This is a genomic window from Blastococcus colisei, assembly GCF_006717095.1.
GTDB lineage: Bacteria > Actinomycetota > Actinomycetes > Mycobacteriales > Geodermatophilaceae > Blastococcus_B > Blastococcus_B colisei.
In genome coordinates this window covers 1630334-1647306 of the sequence record NZ_VFQE01000001.1, presented here as the reverse complement: position 1 = coordinate 1647306, position 16973 = coordinate 1630334, and the positions used below count along the sequence as shown (strand labels likewise).

15 protein-coding genes are annotated in these 16973 nt (G+C 73.5%); 6 read left to right on the top strand and 9 right to left on the bottom strand.

Annotated elements, in window-relative coordinates; all coding sequences use genetic code 11:
• Nucleotides 1-19 precede the first annotated feature (19 nt).
• On the top strand, nucleotides 20-5911 hold the full coding sequence (locus FHU33_RS07795; protein ID WP_142024832.1) for a DUF4011 domain-containing protein: 5892 nt from the start codon (nucleotides 20-22) through the stop codon (nucleotides 5909-5911).
• 135 nt (nucleotides 5912-6046) lie between these two features.
• Here the strand turns inward: FHU33_RS07795 and FHU33_RS07790 are convergent, their stop codons facing one another.
• Nucleotides 6047-6334, bottom strand: a complete 288-nt coding sequence (locus FHU33_RS07790; RefSeq protein ID WP_142024831.1) for a type II toxin-antitoxin system RelE family toxin — start codon at nucleotides 6332-6334, stop codon at nucleotides 6047-6049.
• A complete protein-coding gene (locus FHU33_RS07785) occupies nucleotides 6331-6603 on the bottom strand; it encodes a type II toxin-antitoxin system Phd/YefM family antitoxin (protein WP_142024830.1) in 273 nt (90 codons plus the stop codon). Before FHU33_RS07785 ends, FHU33_RS07790 begins: the two co-directional genes overlap by 4 nt.
• A 168-nt stretch (nucleotides 6604-6771) precedes the next feature.
• On the opposite strand from FHU33_RS07785, the gene FHU33_RS07780 reads away from it, so the two are divergent.
• Nucleotides 6772-7935 (top strand): RtcB family protein, encoded by a 1164-nt coding sequence (locus FHU33_RS07780; RefSeq protein WP_142024829.1) that lies wholly within the window; start codon nucleotides 6772-6774, stop codon nucleotides 7933-7935.
• A gap of 39 nt (nucleotides 7936-7974) precedes the next feature.
• On the opposite strand, the gene FHU33_RS07775 is transcribed toward FHU33_RS07780, so the two are convergent.
• The 3 genes from FHU33_RS07775 to FHU33_RS07765 form a co-directional block, all read right to left on the bottom strand.
• Nucleotides 7975-8208 carry a hypothetical protein gene (locus tag FHU33_RS07775; RefSeq protein ID WP_142024828.1) on the bottom strand — a complete coding sequence of 78 codons (234 nt, stop codon included), beginning with the start codon at nucleotides 8206-8208 and terminating at the stop codon, nucleotides 7975-7977.
• 88 nt (nucleotides 8209-8296) lie between these two features.
• Nucleotides 8297-10507, bottom strand: coding sequence for a SpoIIE family protein phosphatase (locus tag FHU33_RS07770; protein ID WP_170182356.1), 2211 nt, complete (start codon nucleotides 10505-10507; stop codon nucleotides 8297-8299).
• A 10-nt stretch (nucleotides 10508-10517) separates the two neighbouring features.
• Nucleotides 10518-10877: an STAS domain-containing protein gene (locus FHU33_RS07765; RefSeq protein WP_170182355.1), complete on the bottom strand. Its 360-nt coding sequence runs from the start codon at nucleotides 10875-10877 to the stop codon at nucleotides 10518-10520.
• 74 nt (nucleotides 10878-10951) lie between these two features.
• Between FHU33_RS07765 and FHU33_RS07760 the strand changes: the two genes are divergently transcribed.
• On the top strand, nucleotides 10952-11380 hold the full coding sequence (locus FHU33_RS07760; protein ID WP_170182354.1) for an ATP-binding protein: 429 nt from the start codon (nucleotides 10952-10954) through the stop codon (nucleotides 11378-11380).
• A gap of 2 nt (nucleotides 11381-11382) precedes the next feature.
• On the opposite strand, the gene FHU33_RS07755 is transcribed toward FHU33_RS07760, so the two are convergent.
• Nucleotides 11383-11922 carry a flavodoxin family protein gene (locus FHU33_RS07755; RefSeq protein WP_142024824.1) on the bottom strand — a complete coding sequence of 180 codons (540 nt, stop codon included), beginning with the start codon at nucleotides 11920-11922 and terminating at the stop codon, nucleotides 11383-11385.
• Nucleotides 11923-12075: 153 nt separating this feature from the next.
• On the opposite strand from FHU33_RS07755, the gene FHU33_RS07750 reads away from it, so the two are divergent.
• On the top strand, nucleotides 12076-12678 hold the full coding sequence (locus FHU33_RS07750) for a hypothetical protein (RefSeq protein ID WP_142024823.1): 603 nt from the start codon (nucleotides 12076-12078) through the stop codon (nucleotides 12676-12678).
• A gap of 76 nt (nucleotides 12679-12754) precedes the next feature.
• Nucleotides 12755-14017, top strand: a complete 1263-nt coding sequence (gene ilvA, locus FHU33_RS07745) for a threonine ammonia-lyase IlvA (protein WP_142024822.1) — start codon at nucleotides 12755-12757, stop codon at nucleotides 14015-14017.
• A gap of 27 nt (nucleotides 14018-14044) precedes the next feature.
• Here the strand turns inward: ilvA and FHU33_RS07740 are convergent, their stop codons facing one another.
• From FHU33_RS07740 to FHU33_RS07730, 3 genes are all read right to left on the bottom strand, one after another.
• Nucleotides 14045-14311 carry a type II toxin-antitoxin system RelE family toxin gene (locus FHU33_RS07740; protein ID WP_246063395.1) on the bottom strand — a complete coding sequence of 89 codons (267 nt, stop codon included), beginning with the start codon at nucleotides 14309-14311 and terminating at the stop codon, nucleotides 14045-14047.
• The gene (locus FHU33_RS07735) at nucleotides 14308-14583 is read right to left on the bottom strand and encodes a type II toxin-antitoxin system Phd/YefM family antitoxin (RefSeq protein ID WP_142024821.1); all 276 of its coding nucleotides are present in this window, start codon (nucleotides 14581-14583) and stop codon (nucleotides 14308-14310) included. Before FHU33_RS07735 ends, FHU33_RS07740 begins: the two co-directional genes overlap by 4 nt.
• Before the next feature lie 82 nt (nucleotides 14584-14665).
• Complete coding sequence (locus FHU33_RS07730) at nucleotides 14666-15385, bottom strand: maleylpyruvate isomerase family mycothiol-dependent enzyme (protein WP_211355035.1); 720 nt, start codon at nucleotides 15383-15385, stop codon at nucleotides 14666-14668.
• A 185-nt stretch (nucleotides 15386-15570) separates the two neighbouring features.
• Between FHU33_RS07730 and FHU33_RS07725 the strand changes: the two genes are divergently transcribed.
• Nucleotides 15571-16926, top strand: coding sequence for a GmrSD restriction endonuclease domain-containing protein (locus FHU33_RS07725; RefSeq protein ID WP_246063394.1), 1356 nt, complete (start codon nucleotides 15571-15573; stop codon nucleotides 16924-16926).
• The last annotated feature ends 47 nt before the right edge of the window (nucleotides 16927-16973 follow it).

The following is a 16973-nucleotide window of genomic DNA, read 5'->3' as shown; positions in this document are numbered from 1 at the left end:
GCTCCGGTAGACAGGTGGCATGGAGAGCACTGCCGACATCCAGGTGGGCGACGTCGTCGCCCCGAGGGCGGCGGTCTCCATCGAGATCACGTCCACGCCCGTCCTCAGCTACGCGCTGGCCCACAACCGGATCCCGGTGGTGTCCCGGCTCGCCATCACCAACCTCGGCGGCCCGGTGCGGGCGGCGACGGTGCGGCTCGGCGTCCGCGACGCCGAGGGCCCGATCGCGCAGACGGTCGAGCTGCTGGCCGACCTCGACGAGGGCCGGACGACGGTGCTCACCGACCTCGGCCTGGTCATGGACCCCGCCGCGATGCTGCACGTCGAGGAGCAGCGGCCGGGCGTCATCGACGTCGAGGTGCTGGCCGACGGCCCGGACGGCACCACGGTGCTCGGCGAGAGCAGCCGCGTCGTCCAGGTGCTCGCCGCCCACCAGTGGCTGGCCACTCCCCTGCCGCTGGCGCTGGAGATGCTCGCCGCGCACGTGCTGCCGAACCATCCGGCGGTCACCGCGGTGGTCGGCGAGGCGGCCGGCGTCCTGGAGGAGGAGACCGGGCGGGGCTCGATCCAGGGCTACGCCGACGGGCCGGAACGGGTCGACGAGATCGTCGGCGCCGTCGCCACTGTCCTGCGGCGGCGCGGCATCCGGTACAGCGAGCCGCCGGTCAGCTGGTCCGACCTCGGCCAGCAGGTCCGCTCGCCGGGCGACGTCCTCACCTGGCGGGTGGGCACCCCGCTCGACCTCGTCGTCCTCATGGCCGCGGCCCTGGAGCAGGCCGGTGTGCGCCCGCTGCTGTGGCTCGCCGACGGTCACTCGTTCCTCGGGTACTGGCGCGAGGAGCGCAGCGCCGAGAGCGCCGCGACCACGGACGCCGCGCCTCTGGTCAACCTGGTCGACCTCGGACTGATCGGCCTGGTCGAGACCACGCTGCTCACGAGCACGGGCGAGCCGGGCGCCGACCTGCACACCCCCGCCTACAGCGGCTGGCTGGCCGGCGAGCTCGACCGGATCGTCGGCGTCACCGACGTCCACCGGGCGCGCAAGGACGGCATCTTCCCGCTGCCGGCCCGGGCGCGGGACTCCGACGGCGTCCTGCAGGTCGTCGAGTACCGGCCGGCGCTGCACAGCGCGCCCGCCAGGCCCGTGCCGCCCACCCCGCCCCCGAGCAGCAAGCCGGAGGCGCCGCCGCGGGTGCAGCAGTGGAAGAACGCGCTGCTCGACCTCAGCCTGCGCAACCGGCTGATCAACTACACCGAGCGCTCCGGCCTGGCGCTGACCATCCCCGGCGCGGCGCTGGGCGTCCTGGAGAACTTCGTCCACGACGGGACGCCGATCACCCTGCTGCCGGCCGACCAGCTGGCCGCCGTGCAGGTCGAGCGCGGAGTCACCTCGGCGAGGGACCTTCCCGCCGAGCAGCTGACCGAGCTGCTGGTCGAGCGGCGTGAGGTGCACGCCGACGTCACCAGCGGCGGCTACCTGCCGAAGCTGCGCAACGTCGCCTACAAGGCGAAGACGGTGCTCGAGGAGACCGGCGCCAACAACCTCTACCTGGCGCTGGGCAGCCTGGTCTGGGAGCTGGACGGCCGCCCGCTGCGCTCCCCGCTGGTGCTCATCCCCGTCGTCCTCGCGCCGATGGGCCGCACCGGCTCCTACCGGCTGAGCCTCGACGAGTCCGGGTCGAGCACGCCCAACTACTGCCTGCTCGAGAAGCTGCGCCAGCTGCACGGGCTGACCGTCCCGACGCTGACCGAGGCCGTCGACGGCACCCTCGACCTCGACGCCGCCTTCGAGGCGATGCGCACCGCGCTGGTCGGGCACGGGCTGCCCTTCCGGGTCGAGCCGACGGCGGACCTCGCGATCCTGCAGTTCGCCAAGTTCCGGCTCTGGAAGGACCTGGACGAGCACTGGGCCGACTTCACCGACAACCCGCTGGTCTCCCACCTGGTGCACGAGCCGACCGAGGCGTTCGAGGACCCGGCCCGCGACCTCGGCGGCTACGTCGACCTCGACGCGCTGGCCACCGAGCTCCCCGCGCCCGCCGACGCCTCGCAGCTGCGGGCGATCGCCGAGGCCGCCGCCGGCCGCACCTTCGTGCTCGAGGGCCCGCCCGGCACCGGCAAGTCGCAGACCATCACCAACCTGCTCACCCGGGCGGTCGCCGAGGGCAAGCGGGTGCTGTTCGTCGCCGAGAAGCGGGCCGCGCTGGACGTGGTGGCGCGCCGGCTGGACGCCGTGGGCATGGGCATGTTCGCCCTCGACCTGCACGACAAGGGCTCCCGCGCCTCGATGGTGCGGGCGCAGATCCGACTGGCGCTCGAGCACGCGGTCGTCGTCGACGAGCAGGGCCTGGCGGCGGACGGCGAGTCGCTGCGGTCCGCGCGCCGGACGCTGGCCCGCTACGCCGACCGGCTGCACGAGCAGAACGCCGTCGGGCTGTCGCTGTACTCCGCGCGGACCTCGGAGCTCGCGTCGGACCCGGAGCTGTCGCCGCTGCCGGTGCCGCTGCCCTTCGCCGCCAACGCCCCGGCCGACGTGCTCCGCTCGGTGCGGGTGGAGCTCGCCCTGCTGCCCGACATCGCCGACCTGACCCGCCCGTCGCCGCGCCACCCGTGGGCCTTCGTCGACTCCCCCGAGATCGACCTGCCCGCGACCCAGGCCGCGGCCGCCGCCGTGGACGCCGCGGTGCGCGAGGTGCAGGCGGTCCCGGAGCTCGCCGGGGTGCTGCGCCGGACCAGCACGGCCGACGAGCTCGACGCGCTGGTGCACGTCCTCAGCGGACCGGGTGTCGGTCTCGACGTCCTCGACGAGACGTTCGGCGCCTTCTGGACGGCGGCGACGTCGGCGGTGCTCGGCGAGATCGCGGCCTTCACCGCGTTCCGTCACCCCGGCCTCGACGTCTGCACGCCCGAGGTGCTGCGCCTGCCGCTGGCCGAGATCTACGTGGCCGCGCAGACCGCGGCGGCGTCGTCGTGGTGGGGCCGCCGGCGGAAGCTGATCGGTGTCCGCGACTCCCTGGCGCCCTATCTGCGCCCCGAGGCGAAGGTGAAGCCGAAGGACGTGCCGGCGGTCGTCGAGAACCTGTGGCGGGTGCAGACCGCCGTGCAGGCGATCGCGACCCGCGCCGACTCGATCTCCGGCCTCTCGGTGCCCGAGGGATGGAACCCCTTCCTCGACGGCGACCTGCTGGCCCAGCAGGTGGACTGGCTGCGGCGGGCCGGCGCCGTCGTGGACGGCTCCACGCTCTTCCACGTGCAGCTGCGCAAGCTGATCGTCGCCGGGCTGCCCGCCGGCACTGCGGCTGCCGACGGGGTGGCCCGCCTGCGGGACGCCGTCCAGGCGCTGATCAGCGCCTGCCGGACCACCTCCGAGCAGCTGGCGGCCTGGGCCGGGAACGACGGCCTCGTGCTGCGCTGGTCGATGACCCGCCCCGAACGCGGGGTGGACAACCTGATGTCACTGCGCCGCTGGGTCTCCTTCCTCGACACCCTGGAGCCGCTGCGGTTCGCCGGGCTGTTCGACGCCCGCACGCTGCTCGTCACCGGCGCGGTGAAGGCCGACGACGCGGTGCGCGCGTTCGACCGCGGTCTGGCGATCGCGTCGGTGGCCGAGCGGCTGGACGCCGCCGGCCTCGATCTGTTCGACGCGGGCGCGCACGAGAAGGCGATCCGCCGGTTCACCCGCGCCTCGCGGTCGGTGCGCGAGCACCTGACGACGGCGCTGCCGTCGAAGGTGCTCAGCAACCGCCCCTTCGACGCGGCCTCGGGATCGGGCCAGGTCGGCGCGCTGCAGCGGGAGCTGGCCAAGCAGCGCCGCGGGCTCGGGGTCCGCCAGTTGCTGGCGACCTACGGCGAGCTGATCACGCAGGTGATGCCGTGCGTGCTGGTGTCCCCGGACTCGGTGGCCCGGTTCTTCCCCGCGGTGTCGGGGCTGTTCGACCTGGTCGTGTTCGACGAGGCGTCGCAGATCCGGGTGGCCGACGCCGTCGGCGCGCTGGGCCGCGCTCGTGCGGCTGTGGTCGTCGGCGACTCCAAGCAGATGCCCCCGACGTCGTTCGCCGAGCCGTCGTCGGTCTCGGACGACGCCGGCGATCTGGCCGAGACCGCGGTGGAGGACGAGGAGTCGATCCTGTCGGAGTGCGTGCAGGCGCGGGTTCCGCGGCAGTGGCTGTCGTGGCACTACCGCAGCCAGGACGAGTCGCTGATCGCGTTCTCCAACTCCCAGTACTACGGCAACCGGCTGTCGTCCTTCCCGGCGCCGACGCACGGGCGCCCCTCGTCCGAGCCCGACGGCCGCGGCGTCTCGCTGGTGCGGGTGCCGGGCACGTTCCACCGGTCGGGCGCCGGGCGGCTGCTGCGCACCAACCCGATCGAGGCGAAGGCGATCGTCGCCGAGATCCGCCGGCGGTTCGACGCGGTGCCGAAGTGGGACGGCGTGGACGCCGTCCCGTCGATCGGCGTGGTCACCTTCAACGCGCAGCAGCGGGCCTACATCGAGGCGCTGCTGCGCGACGCCGACGACGAGCGCCTGGCCGCGGCCCTGGACCGCACCGACGGCGAGGGCCTGTTCGTCAAGAACCTGGAGAACGTGCAGGGCGACGAGCGCGACGTCGTCTTCTTCTCCACCGGCTTCTCCCCCGACGCCTCCGGTGAGCTGCCGCTGAACTTCGGTCCGCTGAACCGGGTGGGTGGTGAGCGGCGGCTCAACGTCGCGGTGACCCGGGCCCGGCGGCAGGTCGTCGTCTTCTCGTCGTTCGACCCCGAGCAGCTGCGGGCCGAGGAGACGTCGTCGGTCGGCATCAAGCACCTCCGGGCCTACCTGGACATGGCGGCGCAGGGCACCGACGTCCTCCCCCGCGACGCCCGCTCCGCCTCGGTGGTGGACCGGCACCGCGAGGAGATCGCCGACGCCCTGCGCGAGCGCGGGCTCGTGGTGCGCACCGACGTCGGTCTGTCGGACTTCAAGGTCGACCTCGCCGTGGCCCGCTCGGCCGACCCGGAGACGCCGCTGATGGCGGTGCTGCTCGACGGCCCCGCGTGGGCGAGGCGCGGCACGGTCGGCGACCGGGACGGCCTGCCGGTCGAGGTGCTCGGCGACATGCTGCGCTGGCCGGTGGTCGAGCGGGTGTGGCTGCCGTCGTGGCTGGCCGACCGTGCCTCCGTGGTGGACCGGCTGGTCGAGGCGGTCGACGCGATCCCGTCCGAGCCCGTGGCGGAGCCGATCCAGCTGCCGACGGCGGCGCAGGAGTCGTTCAGGGGCGTGGCCGCGCTGCGGTCGTCGGTGACGGCGTCGGTGGCGGTGCCGGCCGCGCCCGCCGCGAAGGCCAAGGCGGCTCCCGCGAAGAAGCCTGCCCGTCCGGTGGCGATGGACGGCGAGACGCCGTTCGTGCCGTGGCTGCCCAAGCCTGCCGGCGACAAGGCGGTGCTCGACGAGCTGCCGGCGTCGAAGGCCGCGCGCACGGTGCGGCGGGTGCTGACGGCGGGCGTGAAGGCCGAGGGGCCCATCCACGTCGACCGGCTGGCCAAGCTGACGGTCAACGCGTTCGGGCTGAACCGGGCGTCGGAGGGGCGCAGGACCACGCTGCTGTCCCTGCTGCCGCCGTCCGCGGTGGTCGACGACTACCTGTGGCCCGAGGGCCTCTCCCCCGACACGTTCACCGGGTTCCGCCGGCAGACGGCGAGCACCGACCGGCCGATCGACCACGTGGCGCCCGAGGAGATCGGCAACGCGATGGGGGCCCTGTGCCGGGCGAGCGCCGGGATGATGGCCGACGAGCTGCTGACGCAGACGGCGGCGATCTTCGGCTACAAGCGTCGGACTCCGGCTGTCACGCCGGCGCTCGAGGCCGCGCTGAAGCTGACCCTGCACCGCGGCCGGCTGGTCGAGCAGCCGTCGGGATTGCTGACCGTCTGACCGCTCGCCCTCGGTCGACTGCGTAGTCGTGGTCGTCCTTCGCGGCGTGTCTCCCCGTGTCGGCGACCACGACTGGTCACTCGACCGGTCGCGGCCGAGGCCAGGCTGCTCGCTCGCCGCCTTGCGTGCGCGACCTCAGCCGTCGGACGGCGCGGGAGATCGGTAGACATCGGCGCGATGCGCCACTCGAACCACGAGGATTCTCTTCGCCCCTTCGTCCACGTGGATCAGGACCCGGTAGTCGCCCCGCCGAGCGCTGCGGAGACCGGTCAGTTCGCCGGTGAGCGGCTTGCTGAGCCGCAGCGGATTCTCGGGGAGGACAGCCGTGATGAACTCGACGACGGCCGAGGCCGCTTTGTCAGGGAGCCGCCGAAGCTGCGGGCGCGCGGATGACGAGACCTGGACGTCGAACGGCGGGGTCACTCCGACAGACCGAACTCAGCCCTCACGTCGGCGGCCGAGACGGTGCTGCCCTGCTCGGCCTCTTTCCGTGCGGCGTCGATGTCCCGTCGGACGTCCGGTTGCGAGAGCCAGAAGAGCGTCTCGTGCAGGGCATCGAGATCCTCTTTCGCCATGAGAACGGCAGCCTCGCGGCCGTGCCGGGTGATCGTGACGATCTCGTGCGTCGTCTCCGCGGCCTCGACCAGGGCCGACAGCCTGTCCTTGGCCTCGCTGAGCGGGATCGTCGTCATGTCCGCATTCTAGCCCGAGTTCTGGCCAGAACGGTGCCACGAGCATTCTCCGCGTCGCTCGGGCGAGGCCCGCTCGCGCCGGAAAGGAGCTGCGCGGTTCCGGTTGCACGTGTTGACTGCACCGGCTGTGCAGCACCCCTGACCGCATCCGAGCGAATCGAAAGGACGATGGAGAAGATCAACGGACGCCTGCTGAACTGGGCGTCGATCCTGGAGGACACCACCCGGGAGCAGGCCGAGCGGACCGCCGCGATGCCGTTCATCTACCCGCACCTGGCCCTGATGCCCGACGCCCACCTGGGCAAGGGCGCCACCGTCGGCTCGGTGATCCCGACCGACGGCGCGATCATCCCTGCTGCCGTGGGCGTCGACATCGGCTGCGGGATGATCGCGGTCCGCACCCAGTTCACCGCCGACGACATGGCCGGGCGCGACCTGGACGTGCTGCACGCGCAGATCTCGCGGTCCATCCCGCTGTCGGCCGGTGGCCGGAACGCCAAGATCCGGGCCACCGCGGAGCCGCGCATCGCCGAGCTGCGCGCGATGGCCGGCGCGGACCAGGCGGACGCCGCGGTGGCGCACTGGCCGCAGCAGCTGGGGTCGCTGGGCTCGGGCAACCACTTCATCGAGGTGTCGCTCGACGCGACCGACCAGGTCTGGCTGTTCCTGCACTCCGGTTCCCGTGGGGTCGGCAACAAGCTCGCGCAGAAGCACATCCGGGTGGCACAGGAGCAGTGCCGCAGGCGCTTCGTCGAGCTGCCCGACCGAGACCTGGCCTACCTGGTCGAGGGGGAGCCGGAGTTCGACGCCTACATCGAGGCCCTGCGCTGGGCACAGCGGTTCGCCTACCTCAACCGCGAGGAGATGATGGACCGCGTCGTCGACCAGCTGGCGCGGTTCCTCGGCACCGACGTGGAGCGGGCCGAGACGGTGAACGCCCACCACAACTACACCGAGCGCGAGACCCACTTCGGACGCGAGGTGTGGCTGTCGCGGAAGGGCGCGATCTCGGCGCGGGAGGGCGAGGCCGGTCTGATCCCCGGCTCGATGGGCGCGGCGTCCTACGTCGTCGTCGGCAAGGGGAACCTGCCGTCGCTGATGTCCTCGCCGCACGGCGCGGGCCGGAACCACTCGCGGTCGAAGGCCCGCAAGCTGTTCAGCCGGGCCGACCTCGATTCGCGGATGAGCGGCATCGCGTGGGGCCACTCGGACGCGTTCCTCGACGAGCACCCCGACGCGTACAAGCCGATCGACCAGGTGATGGCCGACGCCGCCGACCTGGTCGAGGTGCGGCACACGCTGCGCCAGATCGTCAACGTCAAGGGCGACTGACCGCCGGTTCGGCGTCCCTCGGGACGCCGAACCGGTGCCTCAGCCCTGCGGGCCGGTCGCGTCGGCGATCCCCGGCTCCTTGGCGTCGGAGCCCTCCGCCGACCTGTCGCCCCCGGGAACGTGGGTGACGTCGTCGGACATGCCGCCCTGCGCCGCCCGCGGGGACTGCTCCGGAGCCGCCCCCACCTGGTCGTTGTCGGGGTGTTCGCCGGGCAGCCCCTCGCCGTCCGGGCGCTGGTTCGTACCGCCGTACGGGCGGCCGGTTTCGGTCATCACTGCACTCCCTCGTCGGAGTCCCGTCTGACCCGAGAGGTGTAGCCACGGAGCGGCCCGGCGTAACCCGATACCAGGCGCCCGGGTCTCAGGTCCGGGCGATGCCCAGCAGGGTGACGTCGTCCGTCGTCGGCGGGTCCAGCGCCGCCAGGACGGCGTCCAGGAGGGTCTGCGGCTCGGCCGGCGCGGTACCGACTGCCTCCCGGAGACACTCGAGCCCCGACTCCAGCCCACCCCGGCCCCGCTCCACGAGACCGTCGCTGAACAGCAGCAGGCGGTCCTCCCCCGAGAGGCGGATTCGCGTCTCCCGGTACCCCGCGGCATCGAGGAGGCCGAGGGCCGGCCCGCGCCCGTCGGACAGGAACTCCGCACCGGACGCCGTCGCGTGCAGCACCGGCAGGTGGCCTGCGTTGGCGACGACGACCTCGCCGCTCGACGGGTCGAGCTCGACGACGACCGCGGTGGCCATCTCGCCGGGCAGCAGCGCGGCGATGACCTCGTTGAGCCCGTCGAGCGCCGCACCCGGGCCGGACGCCCGCAGCAGGTGGGCGCGCAACGCGTGCCGGAGCTGCGCGGTGATCGCGGCGGCGGCCAGGCCGTGGCCGGCGACGTCGCCGAGGACGACCGACACGGTGCCTCCGGGCAGCGGCACCAGGTCGTACCAGTCCCCACCGACCACGTCCTCGGCGCTGGGCCGGTAGCGGGCGGCCATCGCGAAGCCGGGGACCTTGGGCAGCTCCGCCAGCAGCAGGGTGCGCTGCAGCGCGGTGGCCAGCCGGTTGTCCTCGGCGGCCCGGCTCAGTGCGGCGTCGGCGAGATCGGCGGCCAGCGTGCGGGCGGCGGCGACCTCGTGCTCCCGCCAGGGCTGCGCCGTCTTACGGACCGTCTCGCTCCAGGCGTCGAACGAGCGGCGCGGGCTCAGCCGCGGACCGGCATCGGTCTGCGCCGTCTTCGACGTGTACGGGTTGCCGCCCCAGGTGACCTCGCGGATCGTCTCGGGGCGGAACCAGGCCAGGAAGTCGTCCCGGCCGCCGTGCACCTCGACGGCGAGCACGCCGCTGGCGGTGTCGGCCAGGTCGGCGGCCCCGGGCACCACCTGGCTCACCGCGTCGGTCACCGGGGTCCCGGTCGCGAGCAGGGCGCGCACCAGCGGCTCGACCCGGTCGGCGGGCGGCGTCGTCCCCAGGAGCCGCAGCTGCCCGTTGAGCCGGACCGCGGCACCCGCCGCGGGCAGCAGGTCCAGGGCGGTCACCTCGCCGTCGGCGAGGGCGGCGGACAGCTCCCGCGGCGTGCGGCCGACGACGGCCGCCAGCTGCGCCTGGCGGGTGGCCACCTCGACGACACCGGCCTGCTCCCCGGCCGCGACCTTGGTCGGCAGCAGCAGCGAGGCTGTGCGGCCGAGGAACTCGGCGGCGACCCGGTCGGCGTAGGACGGGCGATGTGCGCCGGCGTAGTGATGGCAGGCGACGAGGCCCCAGAGCTGCCCGCCGTCGATCAGCGAGATGGACATCGAGGCGGCGACGCCCATGTTGGCCAGGTACTCCAGGTGCACCGGCGAGACGCTGCGCAGCATCGCGCCGGAGAGGTCCAGCGGGCGGCCGGTGGACGGCGGAACCGGCGGGTCGAGCGGCACGGGCCGGTAGCCGGCGTCGGGGATCAGCCGCATCCAGTTGGTGGCGTAGAGGGCGCGGGCCTGGGCCGGGATGTCGCTGGCCGGATAGCGCAGGCCGAGGAAGGGCTCGAGGTCGTCGCGGGCGGCCTCGGCGATCACCTCGCCGTTCCAGTCGGCGTCGAAGCGATAGACCATCACCCGGTCGAAGCCCGTGACGGTGCGGACGTCGCGGGCCAGGACGTCGGTCAGCTCGTCGAGCGTCGCCGTCGCCGAGAGCCGTTGCAGCACGGTCGGCAGCCGGCGGTGCCAGGCGGCACCCGCCTGCTCGGCTCCCCCGAGGGGCTCCCACTCGGTGAGCAGCAGCCCGTCGGCCCGGTGCATGACGAGGTCCACCTCGGCGCCGGACACCTGCACGCGCAACGGGTTGACCTCGGCCAGGTCGCCGTCCAGTCCGGCGCGCAGCGCGGCGAGGTCGGCCTCGCCGAGCACCCGGTCGAGGGCTTCGACCGGCCGGCCGAACAGCTCCGGGGCGTTGGCGGACGCGACGACGACGGCGAAGTCGGGTTCGGTGACGGCGAGCAGCACGCCGTGCGGCTGGACGGCGCCGGGTACGGCGATCGGCTCGTCGGCGCAGCGGAGCAGCGCCTCCTCGGGCACCCCGCCGACCCGGGCGTCGGGGGCGCTCACCGCCGGGGCGTCACGGACGGACGTCGGGCACGGCGACACCGATCGCCGCCACGGAGTCGACGATCGGCATCACCGAACCGAGCTCCAGCAGGTCGATGGTCAGCCGCACGGCCCCGTTGCGCTGCGGGGCCAGCACGTGCAGCTCCACCCCCGCGGCCGAGGCCTTGCGCGCGGCGCGGGCGAGCTCACGGGCGCCGGAGGAATCCATGAACGCCGTCTGCGTCAGGTCGACGACGAATCCGCGTGGTGCGGCGGCGAGCTGGGCGTCGACGGCGTCGGCCAGCTGCGGGGCCGTCGCCAGGTCGAGCTCTCCCCGTACCGTGAGGGCCGGACGCCCGGCGACGGTCGTCCGCTCCACGTCGAACAGCACGAAACGACTCCCTCGTCGGCGGCATCCTGCTCCCGCGAGGGTAATGGCAACGATCTCGAGGAGGTGAGCTGCCGGTGAACGTCGCTTTCAGCGTCCGCCTGCCGGTGGACGCGCACAGCGTTCCGCTGGTGCGGGGGCTCGTCCGGCAGGCGCTGCAGTACCTCGGGGTGGTGGCCTCCGGGATCGAGGAGATCCTGCTCGCGCTGTCCGAGGCGTGCGCGAACGTCGTCCAGCACGCGGGCGAGCACGAGGAGTACCAGGTCGACGTCACGATCGACGACCACGTCTGCCGGATCTCCGTGCTCGACGACGGCGACGGTTTCGACGTCGCGGCGGCCGACGCGGCTCGCCCGGGGTCACCACTGGACGGCGGCCGCGGGCTGGTCCTCATGACGGCGCTGGTCGACCGGCTGGACTTCCGGGAGACCGCGGACGGCCGGCACGGGGTACTCCTGGAGAAGCGGCTGGTCACCTCACCGCGCATGCGGCTGCTGCCGACCTGACGTCAGCTGCTGGCGTTCGCGCGCCGGCCGGCGACCAGCTCGCCGAGTGCCTTGCCCCACTGGCGGGCGCGGTCCTCCTCACCGTCGGCGAGCGGTCCCTCGGCGCCGGTCACGACGAAGTGCTCGGCCGGCGCGGCGAGCGTCGCGCCCAGCCCTCGAAGCAGCTTCTCCTCGGTCCTCGCCGCGTGGTCCAGCTTGGTGATCAGCTTCGGGTGATCCATGCGGGTGTCGAACGCGGCCGCGTTGGTGTGCTGCGGCAGCCGCACCGTGTCGAGCCACTCGTGCAGACCGAAGCTGGTGTCGGGGATCTGCGCGCCGTACTGCTCGATCGCGCCCTCGCGCGTGGACTCCCGCGGCATGCCGAAGGCATGGGTCGGGCCGCCGACGACCAGCATCCGCACCTCGGCCGAGACTTGAGCGGGCGCGTCCCGCGCCGAGACGACGTCGACCGGCAGGCGCGTGGCCAGGCCTTCGGCGATCGCCAGCGCGATCTGCTTCGCGTCGCCGAACACCGACTCGTAGACGACCAGGGCTCGGGCCATGGATCGCTCCCCTCCGCGAACTGGGCTGCCGACGGTAGAGCCGGAGGCGCCGTCGTGGGGCCTCTCGCGTCGCGACCGGACCCGTCGTCGACGATGTCTCCTCCGAGCTGCGGGGCGCCCGGGCCGACCGCCGGTCCCGGCTACGCTCCCGGCATGTCGGCGGGTGGACCGGAAGAGCTGTGGCAGCGGGCCGACCAGTTGAGGCGCGATCAGGAGTTCGCGACGGCGCGCGCAGCTGACGCCGTCCAGCAGCGTCACCTCGAGGCACGCGCGGAGGCCGCTCGTTCCGTGGCCGAAGCCCGCAGGCTGGTCGACCTCATGGTGGACGGCGTCCGAGAACGAGGCATCGCGCCCACGGAGATCATCACCGTGACGCAGAAGCACCAGCAGTTCACCGGTGCTCCGGTGCGGACCTACTACCGGCGATCGGGCGTCCGCGGCTGGCTCCTCTGCGAGCCGCGAGGGAGCTACGACTCCGACTCGGACTCCGGGAGCACGTGGACGAACGGGCTGATCGCGACCACGGCAGGCCAGGTGGTGTCCGGCACCGTGGCCGTCGGAGGCGCCCCCACGCAGGGCAGGTTCCGCCGCGCGCCGAGCAACGGCCCGTACCTCCAGGTCTGGGGCAGGGAACTGCGGTACATGGACCTGGAGCACGTCGGTCGAGCGCTGACCGAGGAACTCCTGGTCGTCGCCTTCGCCGGACTGGCCGCACGCGGCGCTGCCTGGGGCCGCCCGGGCCTGCACGGCTTCTAGGCCCGCCGCACGTCCGGAGGTGCCGGATCGTGGAGCGGTACGAAGGCTCCCGGCGCCTGTCGTCGAAGATGGCGGTGTGAGCGCCTGCCTCGACGATTCCTTTCCCGCCGCCGTCCGAGAGGCCGGGCGACGGCTGGCGGGGGTGGCCGAGCGGACCCCGCTGCAGCGCAACGCCCGCCTGTCGGGCCTCACCGGCGCCGACGTCTGGCTCAAGCGCGAGGACCTGCAGGTCGGGCGCTCCTACAAGATCCGCGGCGCCTACAACACGATCAGCCGGCTGTCGGCCGAGGCCCGGTCCGCGGGCGTCGTCTGCGCCAGCGCCGGCAACCACGGGCAGGGCGTCGCCTACGCCTGCCGGGCCCTGCAGGTGCGCGGGCGGGTGTTCGTGCCGGGGACGACGCCGCGGCAGAAGCGCGAGCGCATCGCCTCGCTGGGCGGCGACATGGTGGAGCTGGTCGTCACCGGCGACTCCTACGACGAGGCGTCGGCCGCGGCGGACGCGTCGGCGCGCATGACGGGGGCGACGCTGGTGCCGGCGTTCGACGCGCTGTCCACCGTCACCGGCCAGGCGACGGTGGCCGTGGAGATCCTCGAGCAGCTGGGCTCGGCGCCGGACGTCGTCGTCCTCCCGGTCGGTGGCGGTGGGCTGCTCGCCGGCTGCGGGACCTGGCTGCGCGCCTCCTCCCCCGGCACCCGCCTGGTCGGCGTGGAGCCGGCCGGCGCGGCGAACATGGCCGCCGCCCTGGCCGCAGGAGCGCCGGTCGAGCTGCAGGAGATCGACACGTTCGTCGACGGTGCCGCCGTCCGCCGGGCCGGGGCGGTGACGTATCCGCTGGTCCGCGACTGCGGCGCCGAGTTGCTCGCCGTGCCGGAGGGCCACATCTGCACCGAGATGCTCGACCTCTACCAGGCCGACGGGATCATCGCCGAGCCGGCGGGGGCGCTGTCGCCGGCGGCGCTGAGCGGCGGCGTGGTCACCGTGGAGCCCGGGCAGACCGTCGTCTGCCTGCTGTCGGGCGGCAACAACGACGTCAGCCGGTACGCCGAGGTGGTCGAGCGGTCGCTGGTGCACCGCGGGCTCAAGCACTACTTCCTCGTCGAGTTCCCGCAGGAGCCGGGCGCGCTGCGCCGCTTCCTCGACGAGGTGCTCGGCCCGGACGACGACATCGTGCTGTTCGAGTACATGAAGCGGGACAACCGCGAGACCGGCGCCGCGCTCACCGGCATCGAGCTGGGCAGCGCCGACGGGTTGCCCGGCCTGCTGGAGCGGATCGAGGCGAGCCCGCTGCGGATCCAGCACGTCGCCCCGGGGACGACGGCCTACCGCTTCCTGGTCTGACCCGCCCACTGCCCGAGGAACTGCGGGTCAGCCTCGCTCGTAGACATCCCGGCGGTGACCGACCTTGATGACCAGGATCAGCAACTGCCCGTCGTGGATCTCGTAGATGATCCGGAAATCCCCGGTGCGGACGCGCCATTCCCCGGCACCGCCGACCAGCTGGCGCGCAGCAGGAGGGCGGGGATCGTCCGCGAGCAGATCGATGACCGCCTGCACGCGACGCCGGCCGGCTGGATCGAGCTTCCGCAGCTGACGCATCGCGGCGGGCGCCAGGCGGACCTCGAAGGGTGTCACGCCAGGCCCAGGTCGGCCTTCGCCTGCTCCCACGGGATCGGCTCGTTCCCGGTCTCCCGGATCTCTTGCCTGGCGGCCTCGGCATCGAGAATGTCCATCATGTCTTCGGCCAGACCCTGCAGACGCTCCAGTTCGCCTGCCGAGATGACCGCGGCGACACGCCGGCCACGGCGGCTCAGGTACACCGGCTCATGCGACGAACGTGCCGTATCGATGACGGCGGCCAGATCGCGACGAGCTTCGGAAACGCTCCGGTCGACCGGCGTGGACATGTACACAATGTACATCGGCAAGGTTGGTGCCGGGCAAGACCGCCGACGTGAACGGGGCGTCTGAGTTCGTCGACCGTGGGTTCTACAGCCAGGCCGGCGGCGGCGGGACGTCGCCGGCGAGGCCCGAGGCGTCGGAGCGGGTCAGCCAGGCGGCGACCGCCGTCACCGGTCCGTCGACCCGCGTGCCGCCGCTCCCCCACGTCCGGTCGACGTCGGTGGCGACGACGGTGACGTCGGGTGCCTGGTCGCGGGCGGCGAACAAGCTCAGCACCTCGTCGACGAGCGCGGCGCAGAAGCCGGCATCGAGGTCGGCGAAGGAGAGTCCGGCGCGGAGGTCGGTGCCGTGCACCCACATCTCCTTGGCCCGCATCCACGGCACGGCGGACGCCGGCACGGTCGCCCCCTGGCCGTTGCGCACCTCCGCCGTCCAGGCCTCGACGGGCATGGTCTCGATCGCCTGGGCGAGCCGGCCGCAGGCGGCGACGTAGTCCGCACGCAGCTCCGCCGCCGGCCGGGCGGCGGTCGTCTCGATGTCGGCGTCGCGGACCGCGCGCGAGGGGTACATCGGCGTCTCGACGCCGGTGCGGGCCCAGGCCAGCAGGTTGCCCAGCGCGTCGGCGTTGCGGGCCAGGTGCGCGACGACGTGCGCGCGGGACCAGCCGGGCAGCGCCGAGTCCCCCGCCAGCTCCTCGTCGGTCATCCGGTCGACGATCCCGGCGACGGCCAGCTCGCCGTCGGCCCACCAGCGCCTCTCCGTGTCGGGGGTCGGGGTCGCGGCCATGGGCACCTGCTCGTCGGTCACGGACGCCGAATCTAGGCGCCCGACCACGATCCGGAGGCAGCGGGATCCGGCACAGCACTCGCGATCAGGAGGGTCGGCTGCTCCGGATGGGACGCAGGGGGCTCGCCCCCGTGTCGGAGCCGGTCAGGCACGCGGACCGCGCCTAGCTTCCGGGTTCTTGGCGTCTCGTTTCCGGGGGGAACCACATGGCCGATCGCTCCACTCCGACGTCGCGACAGGTGGCGCTCGGCGCCGCCTGCGCCGTGGTCCTGCTGCTGGTCGTCGCCGGTCTTGCCACCGGCGGCGTCTCCGGCGGGCTGGCCATGGCCGGACTGGCGGCGGTGTTCCTCGGCATCGGCGCCTCGATCGCGGGCCGGGCGCGCTGGGCCTTCATCTCCAGCCGACGGATCGGCGGGGTCGTCGCGGCTGCGGGTCTCGTCGCCGTGATGGTGGGCGGCGCGACGTCCACCCCCACGCGCGAGACGTCGGCCGCGTCAGAAGCCCAGGCGAGCCGGAGCACGCCGTCGGCGGGGCCGTCCGAGGAGGAGCTGGCGGAGGAAGCAGCGGAGAAGGCCGAGGCCGCACTCGCCGAGGCGGAGACGGCCGAACAGGCCGTGCCGACCGGCTCGTCAACTGGTCTGCTGAGCGACGAGGACGTCCAGGTGGCGGTGGACGGTGCCGAGCGCACGACCGCCCTGGCCGCGCTCGCCGCGGTGGAGGTCAAGGGCCGGGCGCCGCGCACCGGCTACGACCGGGACAACTTCGGCTCCGGCTGGGTCGACGTCGACCGCAACGGCTGCGACACCCGGAACGACATGCTGGCCCGCGACCTGGCGAACGAGACCTTCAAGGCCGGGACGCGCGATTGCGTCGTCCTGACCGGCACTCTGGCCGATCCGTACTCCGGCCGGTCCATCGGCTTCCAGCGTGGTCAGGGCACCAGTGACGACGTCCAGATCGACCACGTCGTCGCACTCTCCGACGCCTGGCAGAAGGGCGCCCAGGCGCTCACCACGAGCCGGCGCACGGCGTTCGCGAACGACCCGCTCAACCTCCTCGCCGTCGACGGCCCGCTCAACATGCAGAAGGGTGACGGCGACGCGGCGACCTGGCTGCCCCCGAACCACAGCTACCGATGCGCGTACGTGGCCCGGCAGGTCGCGGTCAAGGTGACCTACCAGCTCTGGATGACCCAGGCGGAGAAGAACGCCATCGCCACGGTGCTCAGCACGTGCCCCGACGAGCCGCTGCCCGGCGGCGTGGTCGCGAACGTCCCCGAGCGCGTCCAGTCGACTCCAACTCCGGCTCCCGCCCCCTCTCCCGTGCCCGCTCCAGCCCCCCGGACCGCTCCGGCGCCGGCCCCCCGACCGGTCCCCGCCCCGGCCCCGGCACCTGCACCGGCCCCGGCACCTGCGCCGGCCCCTGTTCCGGCTCCGGCACCCGGGCCCTACTACGAGAACTGCACCGCTGCGCGTAATGCCGGTGCAGCGCCCATCCGGGCCGGACAGCCCGGCTACGGCGGCCACCTCGACCGCGACGGCGACGGGATCGGCTGCGAGTAGCCGACCGGCTTCCTCCGCCGGTGGGAGCCGGGCGGACCGGCTTCGGC